This window comes from Clavibacter sp. CT19 (genome assembly GCF_027858075.1).
Lineage (GTDB): Bacteria > Actinomycetota > Actinomycetes > Actinomycetales > Microbacteriaceae > Clavibacter > Clavibacter tessellarius_A.
The window spans coordinates 76,958-96,191 of sequence record NZ_JAQHYR010000002.1; the positions used below are offsets into that span (position 1 = coordinate 76,958).

Here is a 19,234-nt window from a genome sequence, read left to right on the forward strand (position 1 = left end):
GCGCGGGATCGGGAAGGGGGACGAGGGAGGGCGGGCTCAGCCCGTGACGGCGCCGGCGGTGAGGCCGCCGACGATGCGTCGCTGGAACACGAGGAAGACGGCGAGCACGGGCAGCGTGACGATGACCGTCCCGGCCATGAGCACGCCCCAGTTCGTGATGCCCGTCGTGTCCTGCAGGAGGGTGAGGCCGACCGGCAGGGTCATCATCTTCGGGTCGGTCGTGACGAGCAGCGGCCACAGGTAGTCGTTCCACTCGCCGACGACGGAGACGAGCGCTACGGCGGCGATCGTCGGGCCCGACATGGGGATCACGAACGACCACAGCCGGCGCAGGTGACCCGCGCCGTCCATCGACGCTGCCTCGAGCACGGAGCCGGGCAGCGTGAGGAAGTGCTGGCGGAAGAGGAACGTGCCGTAGGCGCTCGCGACGCCTGGGAGGATGAGGCCCGGGTAGGTGTTGATCCAGCCGAGGCCCGCGATGACCTGGTAGTTCGGGATCATCACGATCTGCTGCGGCACGAGGAGCGCGAGGATCACGACGCCGAACCACACGTTCTTGAACGGCACGCGGATGAACACGAGCGCGTACGCGGTCAGCAGCCCGAGCAGCACCTTGAGGCCGGATCCCACCACCGTCTTGATGACGCTGTTGGTCGCGAGCGTGGAGAAGGAGACCGTGTCGGACGCCCTGGCGTAGTTCGAGGGCGCGAACGACGACGGCAGCAGCTTCAGCGGCACGGAGTAGATCTCGCCGAAGTCCTTGAAGCTCGTGAGCACCATCCAGATGAGCGGCAGCAGCATCACGAGGACCGCGAGCGCCAGCGCGAGGTAGGTGCCCGCGAGCGGCGGGCGGGCGGATCCGGAGGCGCCGGGTCGACGTGCGCCGCGCCGACGCGGGGCGCCGGGCACCGCCGCGGGCTCGGGGCGGGTGAGGGTCGCGGTCACGAGTAGTGCACCTTCCGCTGGACGACGACGAGCTGGACGAGCGTGACGACGAGCAGGACGAGGAAGAGGATCGTGGCGACGGCCGACGAGTAGCCGGCCCGTCCGGCCACGAAGCCCTCGTGGTAGATCTGGTACATCATCGTGGTCGTGCCCTGCAGCGGACCGCCCTTGGTCATCGCGCTGATGAGGTCGAAGGTCTGCAGCGAGCTGAGCAGCGTGGTCACGCTGAGGAAGAACGTCGTGGGGCTGAGCATCGGCAGCACGATGCGCACGAAGGTGCGCAGCCGGCCGGCGCCGTCGAGGGCCGCCGCGTCCATCAGGTCCTTCGGCACCGCCTGGAGGCCCGCGAGGTAGATGAGCGCGCAGTAGCCGAGGTCGCGCCAGACCTGCACGGTGGTCACCATCGCGAGCGCGGCGCCCGGGTCGTTGTACCAGTCGGGCGAGGGCAGGCCGAGGGCGGACAGGCCCGCGGAGATGAGGCCGAAGTTCGGGTCGAAGACGTAGAGCCAGAGGAAGCCGACCGCCACGCCGGAGAGCACGTAGGGCGCGACGATGATGGTGCGGACCGGGCCGCGCAGCTTGATCTTCCGGTTCAGCAGCGCGGCGACGCCGAGCCCCAGCGCCATCGAGCCGACGACCGTGACGCCCGTGAACACCAGCGTGACGCCGACGACCGTGGGGGTCTGCGGATCCTGGAACCAGGCGACGTAGTTGGCGAGGCCGACCTCGCGCGCGACCTGCGAGCCGATGTTCCACTGCAGCGTGGAGTAGTAGAAGGACTCGAGCAGGGGCTTGTAGGTGAAGACCGCGAGCAGCAGCACGTTGGGGCCGACGAAGGCGAGGAACAGGAGCCCGTCGCGGATCCGGCCCGGCTTCCGACGACGGCGGGCGCCGGATCCGGGACGCGTGCCGGCCGGCTGGGCGGCCGTCGGGTCCGGCGTCGACACCGCCTCGGGCGTCGGCGCGACCCGGGTGGGCGCGGGGGCGTGCGTCACGTCGGACCTCCTCGTGGAGCAGGGGGAGGGAACGTTCCCTCCTTGCCTGGCCAAGCTAAGGAGGGCGGGTTAATGGCGGGAGTCGCGCAGGTGGCGAACGGGCGGACGAGCGACGGCCGGCGCCCCCTGGACGGGGGACGCCGGCCGGCGCGCCGATCAGCCGCGTGGAGTCGGCTGGTCGTCCGAGCTGACCATCCAGTTGCGGTAGTCCGTGTACATCAACCCGACGCCGCGCTTCGTCTTGAAGGCCTCGCCGCACCACGGGCCGGTGTAGCTGGTGATCTTGTACGGACCCTGGGGCACGTCGACCTTGATGTAGGGCCAGGCATCGATCCCGGGGACGTAGGCGCCCATCGAGTAGCACTGGTTGAAGGTCGAGTCGGGGAAGCCGGGGAGGCCATGGATCCTGATCGACCTGACGTTGGCGCCGCGCGGGGTCCAGTGCGTCTGGAGCTGGACTCGGACATACGGGACCGTCGCCGCCGATTGCTCGAGCGTCTGGGCGGATGCCGGCGCAGCACCGATACCGGCCGCGAGGACGATCGCGAGCGAGGCGGCGAGGGCACCCGCCATGCGGAACCGTCGAGGCGAGGTGGTCGAGGGGGATTCGAGGGTCATGTGGGTGTGTCTCCTATGTCGTGCGGACGATGGGATGTGGGAACCAGGGGAGGTGACGGCCGGGGCGCCCGGGTGGCGAGCCAGCGCGCGAGCGACGGCCGGCGCCCCTCGGATGGGGACGCCGGCCGTGGGCGGGCGGCTCAGCCGCTGATCACCCGTGCCCGTGGTGGTTGCGGATCCAGCCCCCGACCGAGGGCAGTCCCGAGCCGTCGAAACCCGGGTCAGCCGGGCTGTGGTTGTGTCCCATGGCGATGACGCTGGCTCCGTCCGAGGCGGCGGTCGCGGAGGCGGACGCGGATGCGTGCGCGATGCCCAGGCCGACCGTTGCGGAGAACGCGATCGCGGCGAGGGCCGTGATGGATGCGGCGCGGACGGGACGCAGCGGGGATCGGCCCGGGGTCGTGGTGGATGACGTGTTCATGGAACTCCGTTCTCGTGGGGACCAGGAGACTACGGACCCGACGGGCCGCGGGTCGTCGAGCGTGCACAGCACGCGGACGGGTCTGTGCGCGAGGCGGGCGGACGAGCGACGGCCGGCGCCCCGCATGGGGACGCCGGCCGTCGGACGGGTGATCAGCCGGTCGCCATCAGCCGTGGAGGTCGCGGTGGCCCCAGGTGCTCCTCGGGGGCGCCCACTCGTACTCGGGATGCGGCTCGGGCTGGCTGTGGTTGTGGCCCATGGCGCTGACGTTGACCCCATCCGGAGCCGCGGACGCGGTCGCTGCGGCGGATGCGTGGGCGATGCCGAGGCCGACCGTGGCGGAGAGCGCGATCGCGGCGAGGGCCGTGACGGATGCGGCCCGGACGGGGCGAAGCGGGGATCGGCCCGAGGGCGTGGAGGATGTCGTGTCCATGGGACTCCGTTCTCGTGGGGGTCACGAGAATACGGGTCCGAGGCCCAGGCGGGCCGACGGGCGTCCACAGCGCGGGGGCGGACCCGCCACCCGGCAGGGGCGTCGTTCAGCCGCGCGGCGGACCCGCGGGAGCATCCGGATCCGCGGGGTCGTCGCCGTCGGGGTCCGTCGTCCTGCGGTCCCGCTCGGGCGCGGAGTCGCGGGCGAGGTCGGCCTCGAGCTTCTCCGCCTCGAGCCGGCCGCGGATCTCCTCGCGGTAGCGCGTGCGGCGGATCCGGCGGGTCATGTCGACCATGAGCAGCAGCACCATGACGGCCACGAAGAAGATCGCGATGAAGCCGACGGGGCCGGGCGAGACCGTGTCCGGGTCGAACTCGGCCGTGGGCGTGGGGCTCGGGGTCGTGGCGGCGACGGCCACGCGGAGGAGCAGGTCCCCGCCCATCAGGCGCGCGCCGCCCGGTCGGCGACGGGCGCGGCGTCGGCGGCCGCGGCGGCCGCGGCGTCGTCCGCGATGCCGGCGAACAGGTCGTCCTCGGGCTCCGGCACCGGCACGCGCGACTCGACGAGCTGGAAGTCCTCGAAGGGCCAGGCGCGCTGCTGCAGGTCGCGCGGCCAGCGGAAGAACGTGCTGTCGGGGGCGACCTGGCTCGCGTGCGACAGGAGCGCGCGGTCGCGGGCCTCGAAGTGGTCGGCGACGTGCACGCGCGTGGTGGAGAGGTCGGGGCGGTCGCCCATCCAGCCGAGCATCTCGTCGACGGCCTCGAGCATCTCGGGGCCGGCGTCGGAGGCGACCAGGTGCTCGCGCACGGCGCGGATCTTGGTGCCGTTGAAGATCCGGTCGAAGTAGAGCTTGGAGACCTCCCACGGCTCGCCCGCGTCGGGGTACGAGCCCGCGACGCCGGACTCGCGCCAGGCCTCCATGGCCACGACGTGCGCCTGGATGTGGTCGGGGTGCGGGTAGCCGCCGTTCTCGTCGTACGCCACGAGCACGTGCGGGCGGAAGGCGCGGACCAGGCGGATGAGCGGCTCGGCGGAGACCTCCACCGGGATGCTCGCGAACGACGCGGGCGGCAGCGAGCCGTCCTCGCGCGCCATGCCCGAGTCGACGTAGCCCAGCCAGCGGTGCTGCACGCCCATGACGGCCTGCGCACGCGCCATCTCGATGCGGCGGAGGCCCGGCAGGTCGCGCTCGGCCATCGCGCGGTCCTCGAGACCCTCGTTGAGGATGTCGCCCGCCTCGCCGCCCGTGCAGCTGACGACCATGACCTCGGCGCCCTCCTGCGTGTATCGGGTGTACGTCGCGGCGCCCTTGCTCGACTCGTCGTCGGGGTGGGCATGCACGGCCATGAGGCGCAGGGTCACGGGGCTCCAAGGGTGGGGAATGTAGTCTTGATCCCCAGAGTACAAGGTGCGTGTGGAGGAGATCGCCGTGACGACCGAGTCCCGCTCCCCCGCATCCCCGGGCCCCTCCGCGGGCCCCTCCATGGACGACGACGAGACCGTCGAGCACCGCGTCCCCGCCCCCGTCTCGACCGCCGCGCTCGACGAGCGGTACGGCCGCACGCGTCCCGCGCGCATCCGCCAGCGCTGGCTCTACGGCATCGCCGGCGGGCTCGTCGCGCTGGTGTTCGGCGCCTGGGTGCTGTGGGCCGGGCTCGACCAGGCGTCCGGATCCATCGACGCCACCGACCGCGCCTTCGACGTCGTCGACGCGCGCACCATCGACGTCACGTTCTCGGTCGTCATGCCCGCCGGCCAGGAGGCGTGGTGCGCGGTGCAGGCGCAGGACGAGCAGCGCTCCATCGTGGGCTGGAAGGTCGTCGAGCTGCCCGCGCAGGACGGCGTCGAGCGCACCGAGACCGTGCGCCTGCGCACCACCGGGCCGGCCGTCACCGGGTTGATCCACAGCTGCTGGCCCGCCTAGAGTGGGGGATTCGCCTCGACGGATCCGTCGGGGCGTCCGTGCGAGTGCAAGGAGTCCATCGTGGCGCAGGAGCAGGCAGTCACCTGGCTGACCCAGGAGGCGTTCGACCGCCTCAGCAGGGAGCTCGACACCCTCAGCGTGCAGGGCCGCGAGGAGATCGCGAAGAAGATCGAGATCGCCCGCGAGGAGGGCGACCTCAAGGAGAACGGCGGCTACCACGCCGCCAAGGAGGAGCAGGGCAAGATCGAGGCCCGCATCCGCCAGCTCACGCAGCTGCTCCGCACGGCCGAGGTGGGCGACGCCCCGGAGAGCCACGGCGTCGTGGAGCCCGGCACGGTCGTCACCGCGCTCATCGCCGGCGACGAGACGAAGTTCCTGCTCGGCAACCGGGAGATCGCGGGCGACAGCGACCTCGACGTCTACAGCGAGCAGTCGCCGCTCGGCGCCGCCATCATCGGCTGGGAGGTCGGGCAGAAGGGCGCGTACACGGCGCCGAACGGCCGCGAGATCCCCGTCGAGATCCAGGCCGTGGAGAACTACACGCCGTAGCGCGTGCCGTCACGACGAGAGGGGACGCGGACCGCATGGTCCGCGTCCCCTCTCGTCGTCCCGGGCGGCCCCGCCCGATGCGCGCCGACCGTCAGTCGCGCAGGAGCCGGGGGTCGTAGCCCGCGTCGCGGAGGCGCTGCACGACCTCGGCCGTGTGCTCGGAGCCGCGCGTCTCCACGCTCACCTCGAGCTCGACCTCGCTGATCTGCAGACCCCGGCCGTGCCGCGTGTGCAGCACCTCGACCACGTTCGCGTTGGCCTCGGAGATGATCTGCGAGGTGCGCGCGAGCTGGCCCGGACGGTCGGGCAGCATGATCCGCAGCTTCACATAGCGGTCGGAGGCGGCGAGGCCGCGGCTGATGACGCGCTCCATCATGAGCGGGTCGATGTTGCCGCCGGAGAGGATCACGACGGTGCGGCCGGCGTCCGTCACGAGCCCGGCGAGGATCGCCGCGACGCCCACCGCGCCCGCCGGCTCGACCACGAGCTTCGCGCGCTCGAGCAGCAGCAGCAGGGCGCGGGCCGTGTCGTCGTCCTCGACCGTGACGACCTCGTCGACGCTCTCCCGGATGATGTCGAAGTTGAGCAGGCCGGGCTTGGCGACGGCGATGCCGTCGGCGATGGTGGGCGTGATCTCGATCTCGGTCGGGCGGCCGGCGGCGAGGGACGGCGGGTAGGCGGCGGCGTTCCGCGCCTGCACGCCGACGACGCGGATCGTGCGGCCCTCCTCGGCGGCGCGCAGCTTGAGCGCCGTCGCGACGCCCGAGATGAGGCCGCCGCCGCCGATGGGGACGACGACCGTGTCGACGTCGGGCGTCTGGTCGAGGATCTCGAGGCCGAGCGTGGCCTGCCCCGTGATGACGTCCTCGTGGTCGAACGGCGGGATGAGCACGGCGCCCGTCTCCGCGGCGAACTCGGCGGCCGCGCGCAGGGGCTCGGCGACGCTGTGGCCGCGGAGCACCACCTCGGCGCCGTACTGGCGCGTGGCCTGGAGCTTCGGCAGCGCGACGCCCACGGGCATGAAGATCGTGGCGCGGATGCCGAGCTCGCGCGCCGCGAAGGCCACGCCCTGCGCGTGGTTCCCGGCGGAGGCCGCCACGACGCCGCGCGCCTTCTCCTCGTCGGTGAGGCGCGAGATGCGGTTGTAGGCGCCGCGGATCTTGTACGAGCCGGTGCGCTGCAGGTTCTCGCACTTGAGGTGCACGGGGCTGCCGAGGATCTCGGCGAGGAACCGCGACGACTCCATGGGCGTCACGTCGGCGACGCGGCTCACGACCTCGCGAGCCGCCTCGATGCGCGCGAGCGTGGGCGCGGATCCGCGGGGCAGCTCCCCCGCCAGCGCCGCCGTCTCCTCCCCCAGCTGCGACGGGTCGATCTCGTCCCCGACGGCGCGGAGCACCGGGGCGTCGGCGGGCACGGCGGCGGGACGGGCGTCGGATGCGGCGGTGGCGGCGTCGGTCATGAGGTGCGCTCCCTGGGGGTCGGACGGCGGGTGGCGTGCGAGGCGTCGGCGGGGACCGCGGGCGGCGGCGGTTCCCGATCGCCGCGCCACGCCCCGCTCGCGACGTGCTTGACCATCGAGTTGAGCGTGGCGACCAGCGGCACGGCGAAGAACGTGCCCGCGATGCCGCCGACCATGCCGCCCGCGGCGACGGAGAGGACGACCGCGAGGGGGTGGACCTTCACGACCGACCCCATGATCAGCGGCTGGAGCACGTGGCCCTCCACCTGCTGCACGATGAGCACGATCGCGATCATGATGAGCGCCTGCGTCAGCCCGTTGTAGACGAGCGCGACGAAGACGGCGAGCGTGCCCGTGACGACCGCGCCCACGATCGGGATGAACGAGCCGAGGAACACCAGCACGCCGATGGGGATCGCGAGCGGAACGCCGATGATGGCGGCCCCGCCTGCGATGCCGACCGCGTCGATGAGCGCCACGAGCACCTGCACCTTGACGAAGTTCTGCAGCGTCGCCCAGCCCGCGCGACCGGCGCCGTCGACGGCCGGGCGCGCCAGCCGCGGGAACAGCCGCACGACCCAGCGCCACATGCCCGCGCCGTCGATGAGGATGAAGAGGGTGGAGAACAGCACGAGCAGCACGCCCGTGAGCACGTGCCCGAGCGACGACGTGACCGACAGCGCGCCGCTCACGAGCGCGCCCGCGTCGCGCTGGATCGCGTCGACCGCCTGCTGGTACGCGTCGTTGAGCTGCGCTTCGGAGAGCTGGAGCGGCCCGTCGATGAGGAAGCCGCGCACGTCGGCGTAGCGCGTCAGCGTCTGCGCGCGGATGGAGTCGTACTGGCCGATGATCTGCGTGGTCACGAGGTACACGAGCGCGGCCACCGCGACGATGACCCCGATCTCGGAGACGGCGACGGCGAGCCACTTCGGGACGTGGTGCCGCTGCATCCAGTTCGAGATGGGCACGAGGAGGGCCGCGAGCACGATGGCGAGGAACAGCGGGATGACCACGTACTCGAGCTGGATCACGAGCCAGGCGACGACGCCGAGCACGCCGAGGATGAGGAGCAGGCGCCACGCCCACGCGCCCGCGATGACCATGCCGGGCGGGACGGTCTCGGCGACGGTGCGCGCGACGGGCTGGACGGTGTCGATGTCGGGCTCGACGCGGGGCTCGGCCGCACGGGCGGCAGCCGCGGCGCGCGCGCGGGATCGCTGGCCGAAGATCATGCTGGGAGTCTAGGACGGGGCTCCGGTGCGGCCGTGCGGGGCGCGGCCCGTGGCCAGCCGCGCGGGTGCGGACGGCGTCCGTCGGGGGCCGCCGGTAGCGTCGATCCATGCCCGACACCGTCTCCCCCGCTCTCGCCCGCCGCGTGGCCCTCGCGGCGCAGGGGCTCGGCCGACCGCATCCGGCAGCCCCCGGCTCGCGCCGCCTCGCCGCCGAGGTGCGCCGCCTGGCTCTCCTGCAGATCGACTCGGTCAACGTCTTCGAGCGCAGCCACCACCTGCCGATGCTGGCGCGCGTCGGACCCTACGACCGGTCCGCGCTCGACCGCATGCTGTTCGGCGGCCGCGGGGCGTTCACGGAGTACTGGGCGCACCAGGCGGCGGTCCTGCCGGTGGACGACCTGCCGCTGTACCGCTGGCGGATGGAGGCGGAGCGCGCGCGGCGCATGCGGCCCGGATCCTGGGCGCGCGAGCACGCGCCGCTCCTCGCCGAGGTCCGCGCGGAGCTCAGCCGCACCGGCCCGGTGCCGGCGAGCGCGATCGAGCACGAGGCGAACGTGCGGACCGGGCCCTGGTGGGGCTGGTCCGACGTGAAGCGCGCGCTGGAGTCCATGTTCGCGTGGGGCGAGATCGCGAGCGCCGGCCGGCGCGGGTTCGAGCGCGTCTACGGCCTCGCGGAGGACGTGCTGCCCGCGGCCGTCCGCGATCGCGTCGTGCCGGAGGAGGACGCGGTGCGCGAGCTCGTCCGCCGGGCCGCCGTCGCGCACGGCATCGGCACGGCGGCCGACCTCGGCGACTACTTCCGGCTGTCCCGCGCGGCGACCGACCGCGCGCTCGTCGACCTCGCCGACGCGGGCGAGGTGCTGCCCGTCACGGTGCCGGGCTGGGAGGGGCGCGGGCGGCCGCTGCCCGTGTGGCTGCACCGCGACGCGCGGCTGCCGCGGCGCATCCGCACCGAGGCGCTGCTCTCGCCGTTCGACCCCGTGGTCTGGTTCCGCGAGCGGGCGCTCCGGCTGTTCGACCTGCACTACCGGATCGAGATCTACACGCCGGCGGCGCAGCGGGTGCACGGCTACTACGTGCTGCCGGTGCTGGTCGACGACGAGATCGTGGCCCGGGTCGACCTCAAGAGCGACCGGCAGGCGGGCGTGCTGCGCATGCAGGCATCGTGGATCGAGGGACGCCACGATCCCGACGCCGTCGCCGAGCGGATCGCGCCGCTGGTGGAGCGCGCCGCCGCGTGGCAGGGGCTCGGGGAGGTGGGCGTCGTGGACCGGGGCACGCTGGCGCCGGCGCTGCGCGCGCGCCTGCCGGGGATCGCGGCGACGTCCGTCGGCTGAGAGGGGCGCGGTCCGCTAGAACTGCACGCGCGGCGGCTCGGCGATGGACGCGAGGCTCGAGACCTCGTAGAAGTCGCGCTCGCCGAAGCCCAGCCCGCGCACGAAGAGCGTGTTCGGGAACTGCGTGATCTTGGTGTTGAGCTCCCGGACGCCGCCGTTGTAGAAGCGGCGCGAGGCCTGGATCCGGTCCTCCGTGTCGACGAGCTCGCCCTGCAGCTGCAGGAAGGTCTGGCTCGTCTGGAGCTGCGGGTACGCCTCGGCCACGGCGAACAGCGACTTCATCGCGCCCTGCAGGCGCTCCTCGGCGGCGCTCGCCTCGCTCGGGTTGCCGGCGCTGATGGTCGCGGTGCGGGCCGACGTGACGGACTCGAACACCTGCCGCTCGTGGGTCGCGTAGCCCTTGACCGAGTCGATGATGGTGGGCAGCAGGTCGGCGCGCCTCTTGAGCTGGACGGTGATGTCGCTCCACGCCTCGTCGACCCGCACGTTGAGCGCGACGAGGGCGTTGTAGGTGGCCCAGAGGTAGATGCCGACGAGCACTGCCAGGAGCACGACGACTCCGAGCGCGATCCACGATTCCATGCCCGCGAGTCTACGCGCGGCCCTGTGCGCGACCTCCGCGGGATCCCCCGGCGCACCCGTACTGGGGGCGTCGGCCGGCCGGGCGTCAGCCGCGGGCGCGCAGGGTGTCGCGGAGGAAGCGGTACGAGGTGCGCGGCGTGCGGTCGGAGGTGCGCGGATCCACCCGCACCAGGCCGCGCGGAGCCGTGTGCCCGGCCTCCCACTCGAAGCCGTCGAGCAGGCTGCCCGCGATGACCGCCTCGAGCCGGACGCCCGCGGCCGGTCCGCCGGGGCCGACGGCCGCGAGCGCCTGCACGAGGTGGTCGGAGATCGCGTGCGCGCGGCCCGGGTCGCGCCGGGTGCCGTCCCGGTCGTCCACCTGCTCGGGGTGGGCGGCGTCGAGGCCGGACAGCACGACCGGGGGCAGGGCGTCGCCGTAGCGCGCGCGGAGATCGGCGAGCACGACGGGGACGAGGTCGGGCGCGACCGGGTGCCCGTCGAGGGTCGCGGGGTGCTCCGTCCACGGCAGCTCGACGAAGGGCAGGGCGGCGGATCCGGCGACGAGGCGCGGGACGGCGGCCACGCGGATCGGGTCGGCGAGCTCCACGCCGTAGAGGTCGAGCGGCTGCGCGATGGTGCGGAGGTCGGACGGGTCGACGCGCGTCAGCCGCGCGAAGGCCTCGGCGTGCGGGCCCTCGAGGTCGGGGTAGCGGCCGAGGAGCACGGCGTCGGCGAAGAGGTCCTGGTGCAGGGCCCGGGCGGCGACCGCGGCGGCCCGGTCGTCGTCGTCCGCGGAGGCGGCCTCGACCACGCGGTGCGCGTGCACGATGCCGATGCGGGCGGAGGAGCGCGATCCGCGGATCGCCTCCGCCGCGAGGCCGTGCGCGAGCAGCTGGTGGTGCACGGTCGGGAGGGCGTCGAGCCCGAGGCGGGATCCCGGCGCGTGGGTGCCGGCGACATGGCCGCCCATCGTGGTGAGCGCGGGCGTCCGCAGGGTGGTCCAGTCGGGCACGCGGTCGGCGAGCGCCTCCGCCGCCAGGTAGGCGAGGTCGCCGAAGCGGAGCGCGGTGTCGCGGTGCAGCCAGCCGCCGCGATCCTGGAGCTCGACCGGCAGGTCGTGGTCGTGCAGCGCGGCCTGGGGGCGGATGCCCGCGGCGAGCAGCGCGTCGACGAGCTCGTCGTAGAAGCCGATGCCCTCGCGCCGGAGGCCGCCGCGCGCCTCGGGCTGGATGCGGGACCACGAGATCGAGAAGGAGAGCACGTCGACGCCGAGCTCGGCCGCGAGCGCCACGTCCTCGGGCATCCGCGCGATGTGGTCGGCGCCGCGCTCGGGGTCGCCGCCGCCCGCGACGGCATCGCCGCGTCGGGCGAACGCGTCCCAGACCGACTCGGTGCGGCCGCCCTCGTGCGCGCGGCCCTCCACCTTGGCGGCGCTGGTGGCGACGCCGATGCGCGGACCGCCGGCGAGGAGACCGGCCAGCTCGTCGGGCGTGGGGCGGTCGGGGACGGCGTCGGGTCGGGGCACCCCGTCAGTATCGGGCACGCGGACGGCGGCTCCCGACGGAGGCCGCGCCCATCGCGCATGCGAGGCGCACGGACCGGGCATCCAGCTTGCGGGACCACTTCCGTCACGGGCGGTGCGGGCGGTTGACACGCCCGGACGATCCCGCATGAATGGGTGCACGGTGCGGTATCGGGCGAAGATCGAGGGACGCCCCTCCACGGGATCGGCGGGGGGCGATGTCCGGCGATCCCGCACGACGGCGAGGGCGCCGCGTCCGGCCCTCGAGCCGATGGCCCGCTTCGCCGCCCTGCTGGTGCTCGTCGCCGCGCTGGCCGCGGGCGGCGCGACCGCGGCGACGGCCGTCACCGGCGACGCCACGCCCACCCCGAGCCCCTCCCCCTCCGGTGCGCCGCTCCCCGCGCCGACCGTCCAGACCCCCGCCTTCTCGACCGACGGCGCGATCACCGTGACCGGCACGCGTGCGTCCGGCCAGGACGTGCAGGTCACCATCGCGAGCGTGCCCGCCGCCGTCACGCTCCCCACCGCCACCACCTGGCGCGCGACCGCCACCGGCGTCCCCGACGGGCAGAGCCCCGTCCGCGTCACCTCCGCCGGGCAGGAGGCGACCACCACCGTGTCCGTGCTGCGGGCACCCGGCGTCAACAGCTTCCCCGTCGTCACCACCGGGGTGGTCAGCGGCACCGGTTTCCCGGGCGCGACCGTCGATGCGCGCTCCGGCTCCGCCTCCTGCCGCGCCACCGTCGGCTCCTCGAGCACGTGGGCCTGCCTCCTCGCGCCGCCCCCGCCCTCGGGCACCGCCGTCCCCGTGACCGCCACCCAGAGCACCCCGTGGAGCACCGGGACGCCGGCGGTCGGCCGCGGGTCGGGCAGCTTCGACACGACCGCGCCCGGCGCCGCGGTGATCACGGCGCCCGCGGCCGGCGCGACGGTCGACGCCACGGGCATCACCATCTCCGGCACCGCGGACGAGGACGGCGCGACCGTGCGCGCCTACATCAGCGGGTACGGCGACTCGGCGTGCGCGGCCCAGGTGTCCGGACGCGCGTGGTCGTGCACGACGGGCACGCTGCCGCCCGGGCCGCTCGGGATCACGGCGACGGTCACGGATCCGCTCGGCAACATCAGCACGCTGGCGGCCGAGGTGCGCGTCACGGTCGTCGCGCCGTCCGGCACTCCGACGCCGAGCGCCTCGCCGACGCCGAGCGCCACGCCGACCCCCCGGGCCACCGCGTCGCCCGACGGCGCGACGACCGCGCCCGCGCCCGGGTCCGGCGGCGGCGCGGGCGGCGGTTCCGCCCCGGGCGCCGGCCCCTCCCCCGACGCCCGGCCCGGGTCCGGCGCCCCCTCCGCCGCGGCGCCCGGGACCTGGAACGCGCCCACGCGATTCGGCACCGCGCTGCAGCCGCTGTCCGCGGCCTTCACCGACGGCCGCGGCCTCCTGCCGCTGCTGCTCGCGCTCGGAGCCGTCCTGCTCGTCGCGCTGCCGGCGCTGCTCGTCCGCGGCGCGCTCATCTCGCGCTTCGGCGGCCGGCACCGCTCGGCCGAGGACGTGACGCCGCTCCGGATCGTGCCGCGCGGGGACGCGGGCACGCTCACCACGCGCGCCGCGGCCGCCGCCATCACCGACTCCCCCGCCACGACGGGGCAGCTGCTCGTGGTGGGCGGGCGCGTCGACTCCGCGCCCATCCCGATCCCGCCCCGGCGCCTCCCGGAGCCCACCCTGCTCGGCACCCGTCCGCCCCGAGAGCCCGGCCGCGCCGGACGCTGGGGCGCCGCGGCCGCCGCGCTCGTGCTCGCGGCCGCGCTGGCGTCGCTGTCGCTGCCCGTCGGATCCGACCCCAACGCCGTGCGCCTCTTCCTCGCCGCGCTGGTGGGCCTCGCCGTCGTCAACGGCGTGGGCGTCGTCGCGGTGGCGTCCGTGGCCGGCCGCGTCGGCGCCGCCCCCGCCCGCGTGCGCGCCGTCCCCGCGCTGCTCGTGCTCTCCGTCACGGCCGTGCTCCTCTCGCGCGTGCTCGGACTCGCCCCGCCCGTCGTCCTCGGGCAGGTGCTCGGGCTCGTGGCCGACGACCGCGACGACCGGTCGCGCGCCCGCCTCGCGCTCGTGCAGTCCGGCTCGCTCGCGACGCTCGGCCTCGTGTCGTGGATCCTCTACGGCCTCGTGCCCGCGGGCGGCGGCATGTGGCCGGAGACCGCGAACGAGCTCCTCAGCGTCATGACGCTCGCCTCCCTGAGCTCGGCCGCGCTGGCCCTGACGCCGGTGTCGCTGGTCCTCGGCCGCTCGCTGATCCTGCGCTCCCTCCCGCTCTGGGCGGTCGTCAGCGTGGCCGTGCTCACGCTCGGCTTCGCCGCGGTCGCCACCACCGCGCGCGGGGTCGACGCCCGCCTCTGGATCACCGCCCTCGTGATCGCCGCCGCCTTCGCCGCGGTCAGCGTCGCGGTCTGGCTCTGGATCCGCGTGGTCGAGCCCTCCGTCCGCTCCTAGCAGCGCCCCGTCCCGCCCGTCCCGATGCCACGCCGCGCCTGGTGCGGACGCGGAGCCGGGTCCACACTGGGAGGCGCCGTCAGAGCCGACGGCGCGATCCCCCGGTGGGCGACCCGACAGGAGCGGAGCATGAGCGCAGCGAGCACGTCGTTCTGGACGGCCCTGACGAGACGGAAGCCGGTGGAGGCCATCGAGGCCGAGCCGGGCGCCGGCGAGGAGGGCGGCCTCACCCGCTCGCTCGGCCTGTGGCAGCTGACGGCCATCGGCGTGGGCGGCATCATCGGCACGGGCATCTTCACGCTCGCGGGTACGGTCGCCAACCAGACCGCGGGCCCCGCCGTCCTCATCTCGTTCCTCATCGCCGGCATCGCGAGCGCCGCGGCCGCGCTCTCCTACGCGGAGTTCGCGGGCATGATCCCGCGGGCCGGCTCCGCCTACACGTACGGCTACGCGGCCCTCGGCGAGATCGTCGGCTGGTTCATCGGCTGGGACCTGCTGCTCGAGTACACCGCCATCGTGGGGGTGGTCGCCATCGGCGTCTCGGGGTACGCGGGCTTCCTGCTCGACCACGTGGGCGTCGACCTCCCGGCCTGGATGCTCGGCGCCGCCGGCACGGGCGAGGGCCACGTGGTCGACCTGTTCGCCGTGGTGCTCTGCCTCGGCACCGCGTTCGTGCTCACGCGCGGCATGAAGAGCGTCGGCCGCTTCGAGCTGTACCTCGTGGGCCTCAAGGTCGCGCTCGTGCTGGTGATCGTGGTCATCGGCTTCACGCAGATCACCGGCGCGAACTACCAGCCGTACTTCCCCTTCGGCGCGGCCGGCGTCTTCACCGGCGCCGCCACCGTGTTCTTCGCGGTCTTCGGCTACGACGCCATGAGCACCGCGGCCGAGGAGTCGAAGGACGCCACGAAGCACATGCCGAAGGCGATCCTGCTGTCGCTCGGCATCGCGATGGCGCTCTACGTGCTGGCGACGATCGTGCTGACGGGCATGCAGAAGTACAGCGAGATCGACCCGAAGAGCGGCTTCGCGACGGCGTTCGAGTCGGTGGGGCTGCCCGCGGTGGCGAACGTGGTGGCGGTCGGCGCGATCGTCAGCGTCGTCACCGTGATGCTCACCTTCATGCTCGGCGCCAGCCGCGTGTGGTTCTCCATGAGCCGCGACGGGCTGCTGCCGAAGTGGTTCGCCGTCACCGACCGGAAGCGGAACGTGCCCACGCGCGTGACGTGGATCATCGGCATCGGCTCGGCCCTGTTCGCGGGCTTCCTGCCCATCACCGTGGTGGCGGAGCTCACGAACATCGGGATCCTGCTGGCGTTCGTGGTGGTGTGCGCGGCCGTGATCGTGCTCCGCTACAGGCGGCCGGAGATCCCGCGGACGTTCCGGCTGCCGCTCATGCCGGTGGTGCCGATCATCGGCATCGGCTTCTCGCTCTGGCTCGTCTCGTCTCTGCCGTGGGAGACGTGGGTGCGGTTCGCGGTGTGGCTCGTCATCGGGCTCGTGATCTACCTCACCTACTCCCGGCGCAACTCGGTGCTCGCGCCGGACAGCCCGCGCAACCGTCGCTGACGGCCGGCGACGCCCGCGGCGGTCCAGCGGCGGCTGCCCGCTCGTGCCGATGACCTGGGTGATGGATGTCCGGGAAGGGGTGCGGAGCGCGGGTCGGCTCCGTGCGGATCCGACCCGCGCCGATCAGGTGGGGATGACCTTGAAGAGCACCTTGCGCGTGACCATGAACCAGATCGCCGCGAGCACGAGCGTGTGGACAACCGCCCCCTGCCAGGGATTCGACCTGTCGAGGAACGGCAGGCTGCCGACGATCAGCACGAAGAACACGTGGACGATGAACACGTAGAGGCTCGCGGATCCGAGCGGCGTGTAGAACCAGCCGAACGCGCGGTCGACCGGCTTCCACACCCGCGTGAGGAATGTGTACGCCACCACGAGCATCAACCCGAGGTCGATGAGGCGGCCCGGCTGCAGGAACGTGCGCTGGTACATCGACTCGTACAGCGACGAGTAGAGGCCCTCGGGGACGCCCGGGATCGCGACCCCGTAGGTGTGCCCGGCCCAGAGCACCGCGAGGGCGCCCACGTACGCGACCACGAGGATCGACACGAGGACGCGGCCCAGCCGTCCCGTGAGCGCGCGCGTGATCTGACGGCGGTAGTAGCCGATCACCATGCCGTTCAGGAACGCGACCTGCCAGGTGAGCAGGGGGAAGACGTCCTCGAACATCGACGGCAGCACGCGGATGTCGAACTGCGCGTTGAGCACGTACGCGGTCCAGCTGGCGATGAGGACGACCCACCACATGCGGCGGCGGAGCAGCCACACGATCCCCGGGACGAGCAGGGTCAGCACCACGAACAGGCCCATGATGTTGAACACCCACGGGCCCATTCGCAGCAGCAGCAGGTCGCGGATCGCGTACCAGGGCGGCGGGTAGTCGAGGAGCCGGTCGCCGTTCGGGTAGAGGTCGTAGACCTGGCCGGAGGTGACCTTGCCGTCCGCGCCCGTGCCGCGGTCGGTGAAGGTGGTGATCACGTCGGTGGCGAGGAACGGCACGAACGTGAGAGCGAAGACGATGACGACCACGGCGATCGCGACGATGTACTGCTTGAACGCGCGGCGCAGGATCGAGACGAGCGCCTTCATCTCGCCGAACTTCTTGACCGCCATCGGGTAGACCATGCCCAGCACCAGGCCGGAGAGCAGCACGAACATCTCGGCGCCCGTGATGGCGCCGATCGCGTTGATCGTCACGTACGAGTAGGGGCTCGCGACCTCGATGTGGGTGATGACCACGGCCACGATGGTCCAGCCTCGGAACAGGTCGAGGCGGCGGTCGCGGGGCGAGTTCTCGTCCGGGTAGCGCCAGCCGGGCTTGAGGCGGCCGATCGGCCCGGAGATCACGAAGAGGAGGAGGAGCACGACCGCGCACAGCACGATCCAGCCCATCTGCTCGTCCTCGGGCGATCCGGGGTCGCGGTACTGCGCGGTCGCGACGTTGGCGCGCTCCTGGTCGAAGACCTGCGTGACGGGACCGAGGGTCGCGGTGGCCGGATCCAGGTGGGCGCGGAGCGCGGATGCGATGTCCGCGTCGCCCGTGGCGCGCCAGTCGACGACGGCGTCGTCGGCCTCCGCCTCCTTCCGCTCGACCTCCCGCCAGACGACCATGCCGATGCCGGGGTGGTCGGCGCGCGTCTCGGCGGAGAGCACCTGCTCCCACCAGCCGCGCTTGACGTCGGCCTCGCTCGCGCCATCGGTGCGCGCGGGGTCGTAGAGCGCGCCGGTCTCGATCACGGCGGGCTTGCCCGTGCCCTCGATCCACTCGGCCGCGAAGTCGCGCCCGGTGCCGCCCTCGTCGGCGTAGCCGTACTCGCCCGCGAGCTCCCGCGCGAACTTGCCCTCCTCGGGCACCACGTTCTTCCCGAACTCCTGCTGCGGGATGACCTCGCTGCCGAGGTACTCCTGGGACGGCTGCCCGACGGAGAAGTCCTGCTCGGAGCCGAAGTGCGAGGCGGACAGGCCGACCCAGTCGACGGCCTCGTCGCCCGGCCAGTAGGGGCGGTAGGCGTCGTCGTCGACGTCCACGCGGCCGTTGCCGTCGGTGTCGAGCTCGGCGATGGGCCGGGTGGCGGAGGAGTCGGTGAGCCCGTCGGCGGATCCGAACGGGTACCCGGCCGCGTAGGCGGGCGACCACACGGTGACGGCGCCCGCGTCGGAGGCGTGCACGGCGTCGGCGATCTGCCGGAACGCGGATATGTACGCGGACGGCTGCTGGCCCCAGGGGGTCCACGAGCCGTTCATCTCGGGGGCGAACCGCACGAGCGCACGGGAGTCGTAGCGCTCGCGGAGCGCCTCGAGCCGGTCGGTGAGGGCGGTGGCGTCCGCGGCGGTGAGCTCGGCGAGCGGCTCGGTGGGCTCGAGGGTGAGGAAGAGGAGCGACCCCTGCTGCGCGGCCTGCTGGGCGAACTGGTCGAGGTAGGTGACGTCGTCGGATCCGAGGGGGTAGCGCACGGACTGGCCGAGCACGGCCGGGGTGGCGCCCAGGCGATCGGCGTAGCTCTGCGCGTCGTCCGCGGTCCAGTCGATGATGCCGCCGAACCACGGCGCGGCCGGCCCGCGCGTGAGGTCGACCTCGTCCACGGGCGCCGCGGGCGCCGTCGCGGTCGGCTGCGGCGCGGCGAGCGCCGCCGTCGCGGGCACGACGGCGATCGCGAGCGCGACCATGGCCGCGGCCCAGCGGCGGATCCCGCCCCGGGCGGGTGCGCCCCACCGCGCCCGGTCCCGTCTCCCGATGCCGCGCATCAGCCGCGGAGCCTGACCAGCCGCCAGCGGTTGCTGCCGTCGGTGCGCTCGTACGTGAGGTCGTCGAGGATCGCCTGGGCGAGCGCCAGCCCGCGGCCGCTCTCGCTGAGGTCGTCGGGCATGGACACCTCCGTGAGGTCGACGACGGCCGGCTGTCCGTCGTCCTCGAACAGCGCCACGATGCGGTCGTGCTGGCAGACCACGGTCATCGTGAAGGTCACGGGGTACCCCGCGCGCTGCCCCACCGCGACGCCGTGCTCCACCACGTTGCCCGCGATCTCGACCACGGCCGTCTCGAAGAGCATCCGCTCCTCGTCGCTCACGTCGAAGGCCTGGTCCCACACCGCGGCGATCACGGCGTGCACGGCCGCGAGGCTCTCGTCCACCGCGGGGAGCGTGACGTTCGCGCGCACCGGCGGCGCGTGGTGGGTCATGC

General features: G+C 73.6%; 18 protein-coding genes. 5 read left to right on the plus strand and 13 right to left on the minus strand.

Annotated features, from left to right (window positions below; genetic code table 11):
- Positions 1–36: 36 nt before the first annotated feature.
- The 7 genes from PED38_RS02570 to mca all read right to left on the minus strand — a co-directional run bounded on the left by PED38_RS02570 (position 37) and on the right by mca (position 4,774).
- Entirely contained in the window at positions 37–945 is a 909-nt protein-coding gene (locus PED38_RS02570) for a carbohydrate ABC transporter permease (protein WP_063072576.1), read from the minus strand.
- Positions 942–1,940: a carbohydrate ABC transporter permease gene (locus PED38_RS02575; RefSeq protein ID WP_270979550.1), complete on the minus strand. Its 999-nt coding sequence runs from the start codon at positions 1,938–1,940 to the stop codon at positions 942–944. The genes PED38_RS02570 and PED38_RS02575 overlap by 4 nt, the downstream gene beginning before the upstream one ends.
- A 156-nt stretch (positions 1,941–2,096) precedes the next feature.
- Positions 2,097–2,558, minus strand: a complete 462-nt coding sequence (locus PED38_RS02580) for a hypothetical protein (protein WP_063072574.1) — start codon at positions 2,556–2,558, stop codon at positions 2,097–2,099.
- Between the two features lie 151 nt (positions 2,559–2,709).
- A complete protein-coding gene (locus PED38_RS02585) occupies positions 2,710–2,979 on the minus strand; it encodes a hypothetical protein (protein ID WP_063072573.1) in 270 nt (89 codons plus the stop codon).
- A gap of 166 nt (positions 2,980–3,145) precedes the next feature.
- Entirely contained in the window at positions 3,146–3,412 is a 267-nt protein-coding gene (locus tag PED38_RS02590) for a hypothetical protein (RefSeq protein WP_063072572.1), read from the minus strand.
- Positions 3,413–3,518: 106 nt separating this feature from the next.
- Positions 3,519–3,854, minus strand: coding sequence for a hypothetical protein (locus PED38_RS02595; protein WP_214583887.1), 336 nt, complete (start codon positions 3,852–3,854; stop codon positions 3,519–3,521).
- Positions 3,854–4,774, minus strand: a complete 921-nt coding sequence (gene mca / locus PED38_RS02600) for a mycothiol conjugate amidase Mca (RefSeq protein WP_270979559.1) — start codon at positions 4,772–4,774, stop codon at positions 3,854–3,856. The genes PED38_RS02595 and mca overlap by 1 nt, the downstream gene beginning before the upstream one ends.
- Before the next feature lie 67 nt (positions 4,775–4,841).
- On the opposite strand from mca, the gene PED38_RS02605 reads away from it, so the two are divergent.
- Positions 4,842–5,336 carry a DUF4307 domain-containing protein gene (locus PED38_RS02605; protein ID WP_063072589.1) on the plus strand — a complete coding sequence of 165 codons (495 nt, stop codon included), beginning with the start codon at positions 4,842–4,844 and terminating at the stop codon, positions 5,334–5,336.
- A gap of 60 nt (positions 5,337–5,396) precedes the next feature.
- A complete protein-coding gene (gene greA / locus PED38_RS02610) occupies positions 5,397–5,885 on the plus strand; it encodes a transcription elongation factor GreA (protein WP_012299701.1) in 489 nt (162 codons plus the stop codon).
- Between the two features lie 91 nt (positions 5,886–5,976).
- Here greA and ilvA read toward each other — a convergent pair whose 3' ends face one another.
- Together ilvA and PED38_RS02620 are read right to left on the minus strand one after the other, a co-directional pair.
- The gene (gene ilvA, locus PED38_RS02615) at positions 5,977–7,347 is read right to left on the minus strand and encodes a threonine ammonia-lyase (protein WP_063072588.1); all 1,371 of its coding nucleotides are present in this window, start codon (positions 7,345–7,347) and stop codon (positions 5,977–5,979) included.
- A complete protein-coding gene (locus PED38_RS02620; RefSeq protein ID WP_270979575.1) occupies positions 7,344–8,579 on the minus strand; it encodes an AI-2E family transporter in 1,236 nt (411 codons plus the stop codon). The genes ilvA and PED38_RS02620 overlap by 4 nt, the downstream gene beginning before the upstream one ends.
- 107 nt (positions 8,580–8,686) lie before the next feature.
- Here PED38_RS02620 and PED38_RS02625 point away from each other — a divergent pair, with 107 nt between their 5' ends.
- On the plus strand, positions 8,687–9,916 hold the full coding sequence (locus tag PED38_RS02625; RefSeq protein ID WP_270979577.1) for a winged helix-turn-helix domain-containing protein: 1,230 nt from the start codon (positions 8,687–8,689) through the stop codon (positions 9,914–9,916).
- Positions 9,917–9,931: 15 nt separating this feature from the next.
- On the opposite strand, the gene PED38_RS02630 is transcribed toward PED38_RS02625, so the two are convergent.
- Positions 9,932–10,498: a LemA family protein gene (locus PED38_RS02630; RefSeq protein ID WP_270979580.1), complete on the minus strand. Its 567-nt coding sequence runs from the start codon at positions 10,496–10,498 to the stop codon at positions 9,932–9,934.
- A gap of 85 nt (positions 10,499–10,583) precedes the next feature.
- Positions 10,584–12,002 (minus strand): glycoside hydrolase family 1 protein, encoded by a 1,419-nt coding sequence (locus PED38_RS02635; RefSeq protein ID WP_270979583.1) that lies wholly within the window; start codon positions 12,000–12,002, stop codon positions 10,584–10,586.
- A gap of 268 nt (positions 12,003–12,270) precedes the next feature.
- Between PED38_RS02635 and PED38_RS02640 the strand changes: the two genes are divergently transcribed.
- Together PED38_RS02640 and PED38_RS02645 are read left to right on the plus strand one after the other, a co-directional pair.
- Positions 12,271–14,484 (plus strand): hypothetical protein, encoded by a 2,214-nt coding sequence (locus tag PED38_RS02640; protein ID WP_270979587.1) that lies wholly within the window; start codon positions 12,271–12,273, stop codon positions 14,482–14,484.
- A gap of 129 nt (positions 14,485–14,613) precedes the next feature.
- Complete coding sequence (locus tag PED38_RS02645; RefSeq protein WP_063072564.1) at positions 14,614–16,053, plus strand: amino acid permease; 1,440 nt, start codon at positions 14,614–14,616, stop codon at positions 16,051–16,053.
- Positions 16,054–16,176: 123 nt separating this feature from the next.
- Here PED38_RS02645 and opgC read toward each other — a convergent pair whose 3' ends face one another.
- On the minus strand, positions 16,177–18,798 hold the full coding sequence (gene opgC / locus PED38_RS02650) for an OpgC domain-containing protein (RefSeq protein ID WP_270979592.1): 2,622 nt from the start codon (positions 18,796–18,798) through the stop codon (positions 16,177–16,179).
- A complete protein-coding gene (locus tag PED38_RS02655; RefSeq protein ID WP_063072587.1) occupies positions 18,798–19,232 on the minus strand; it encodes an ATP-binding protein in 435 nt (144 codons plus the stop codon). The genes opgC and PED38_RS02655 overlap by 1 nt, the downstream gene beginning before the upstream one ends.
- Between the last annotated feature and the right edge of the window lie 2 nt (positions 19,233–19,234).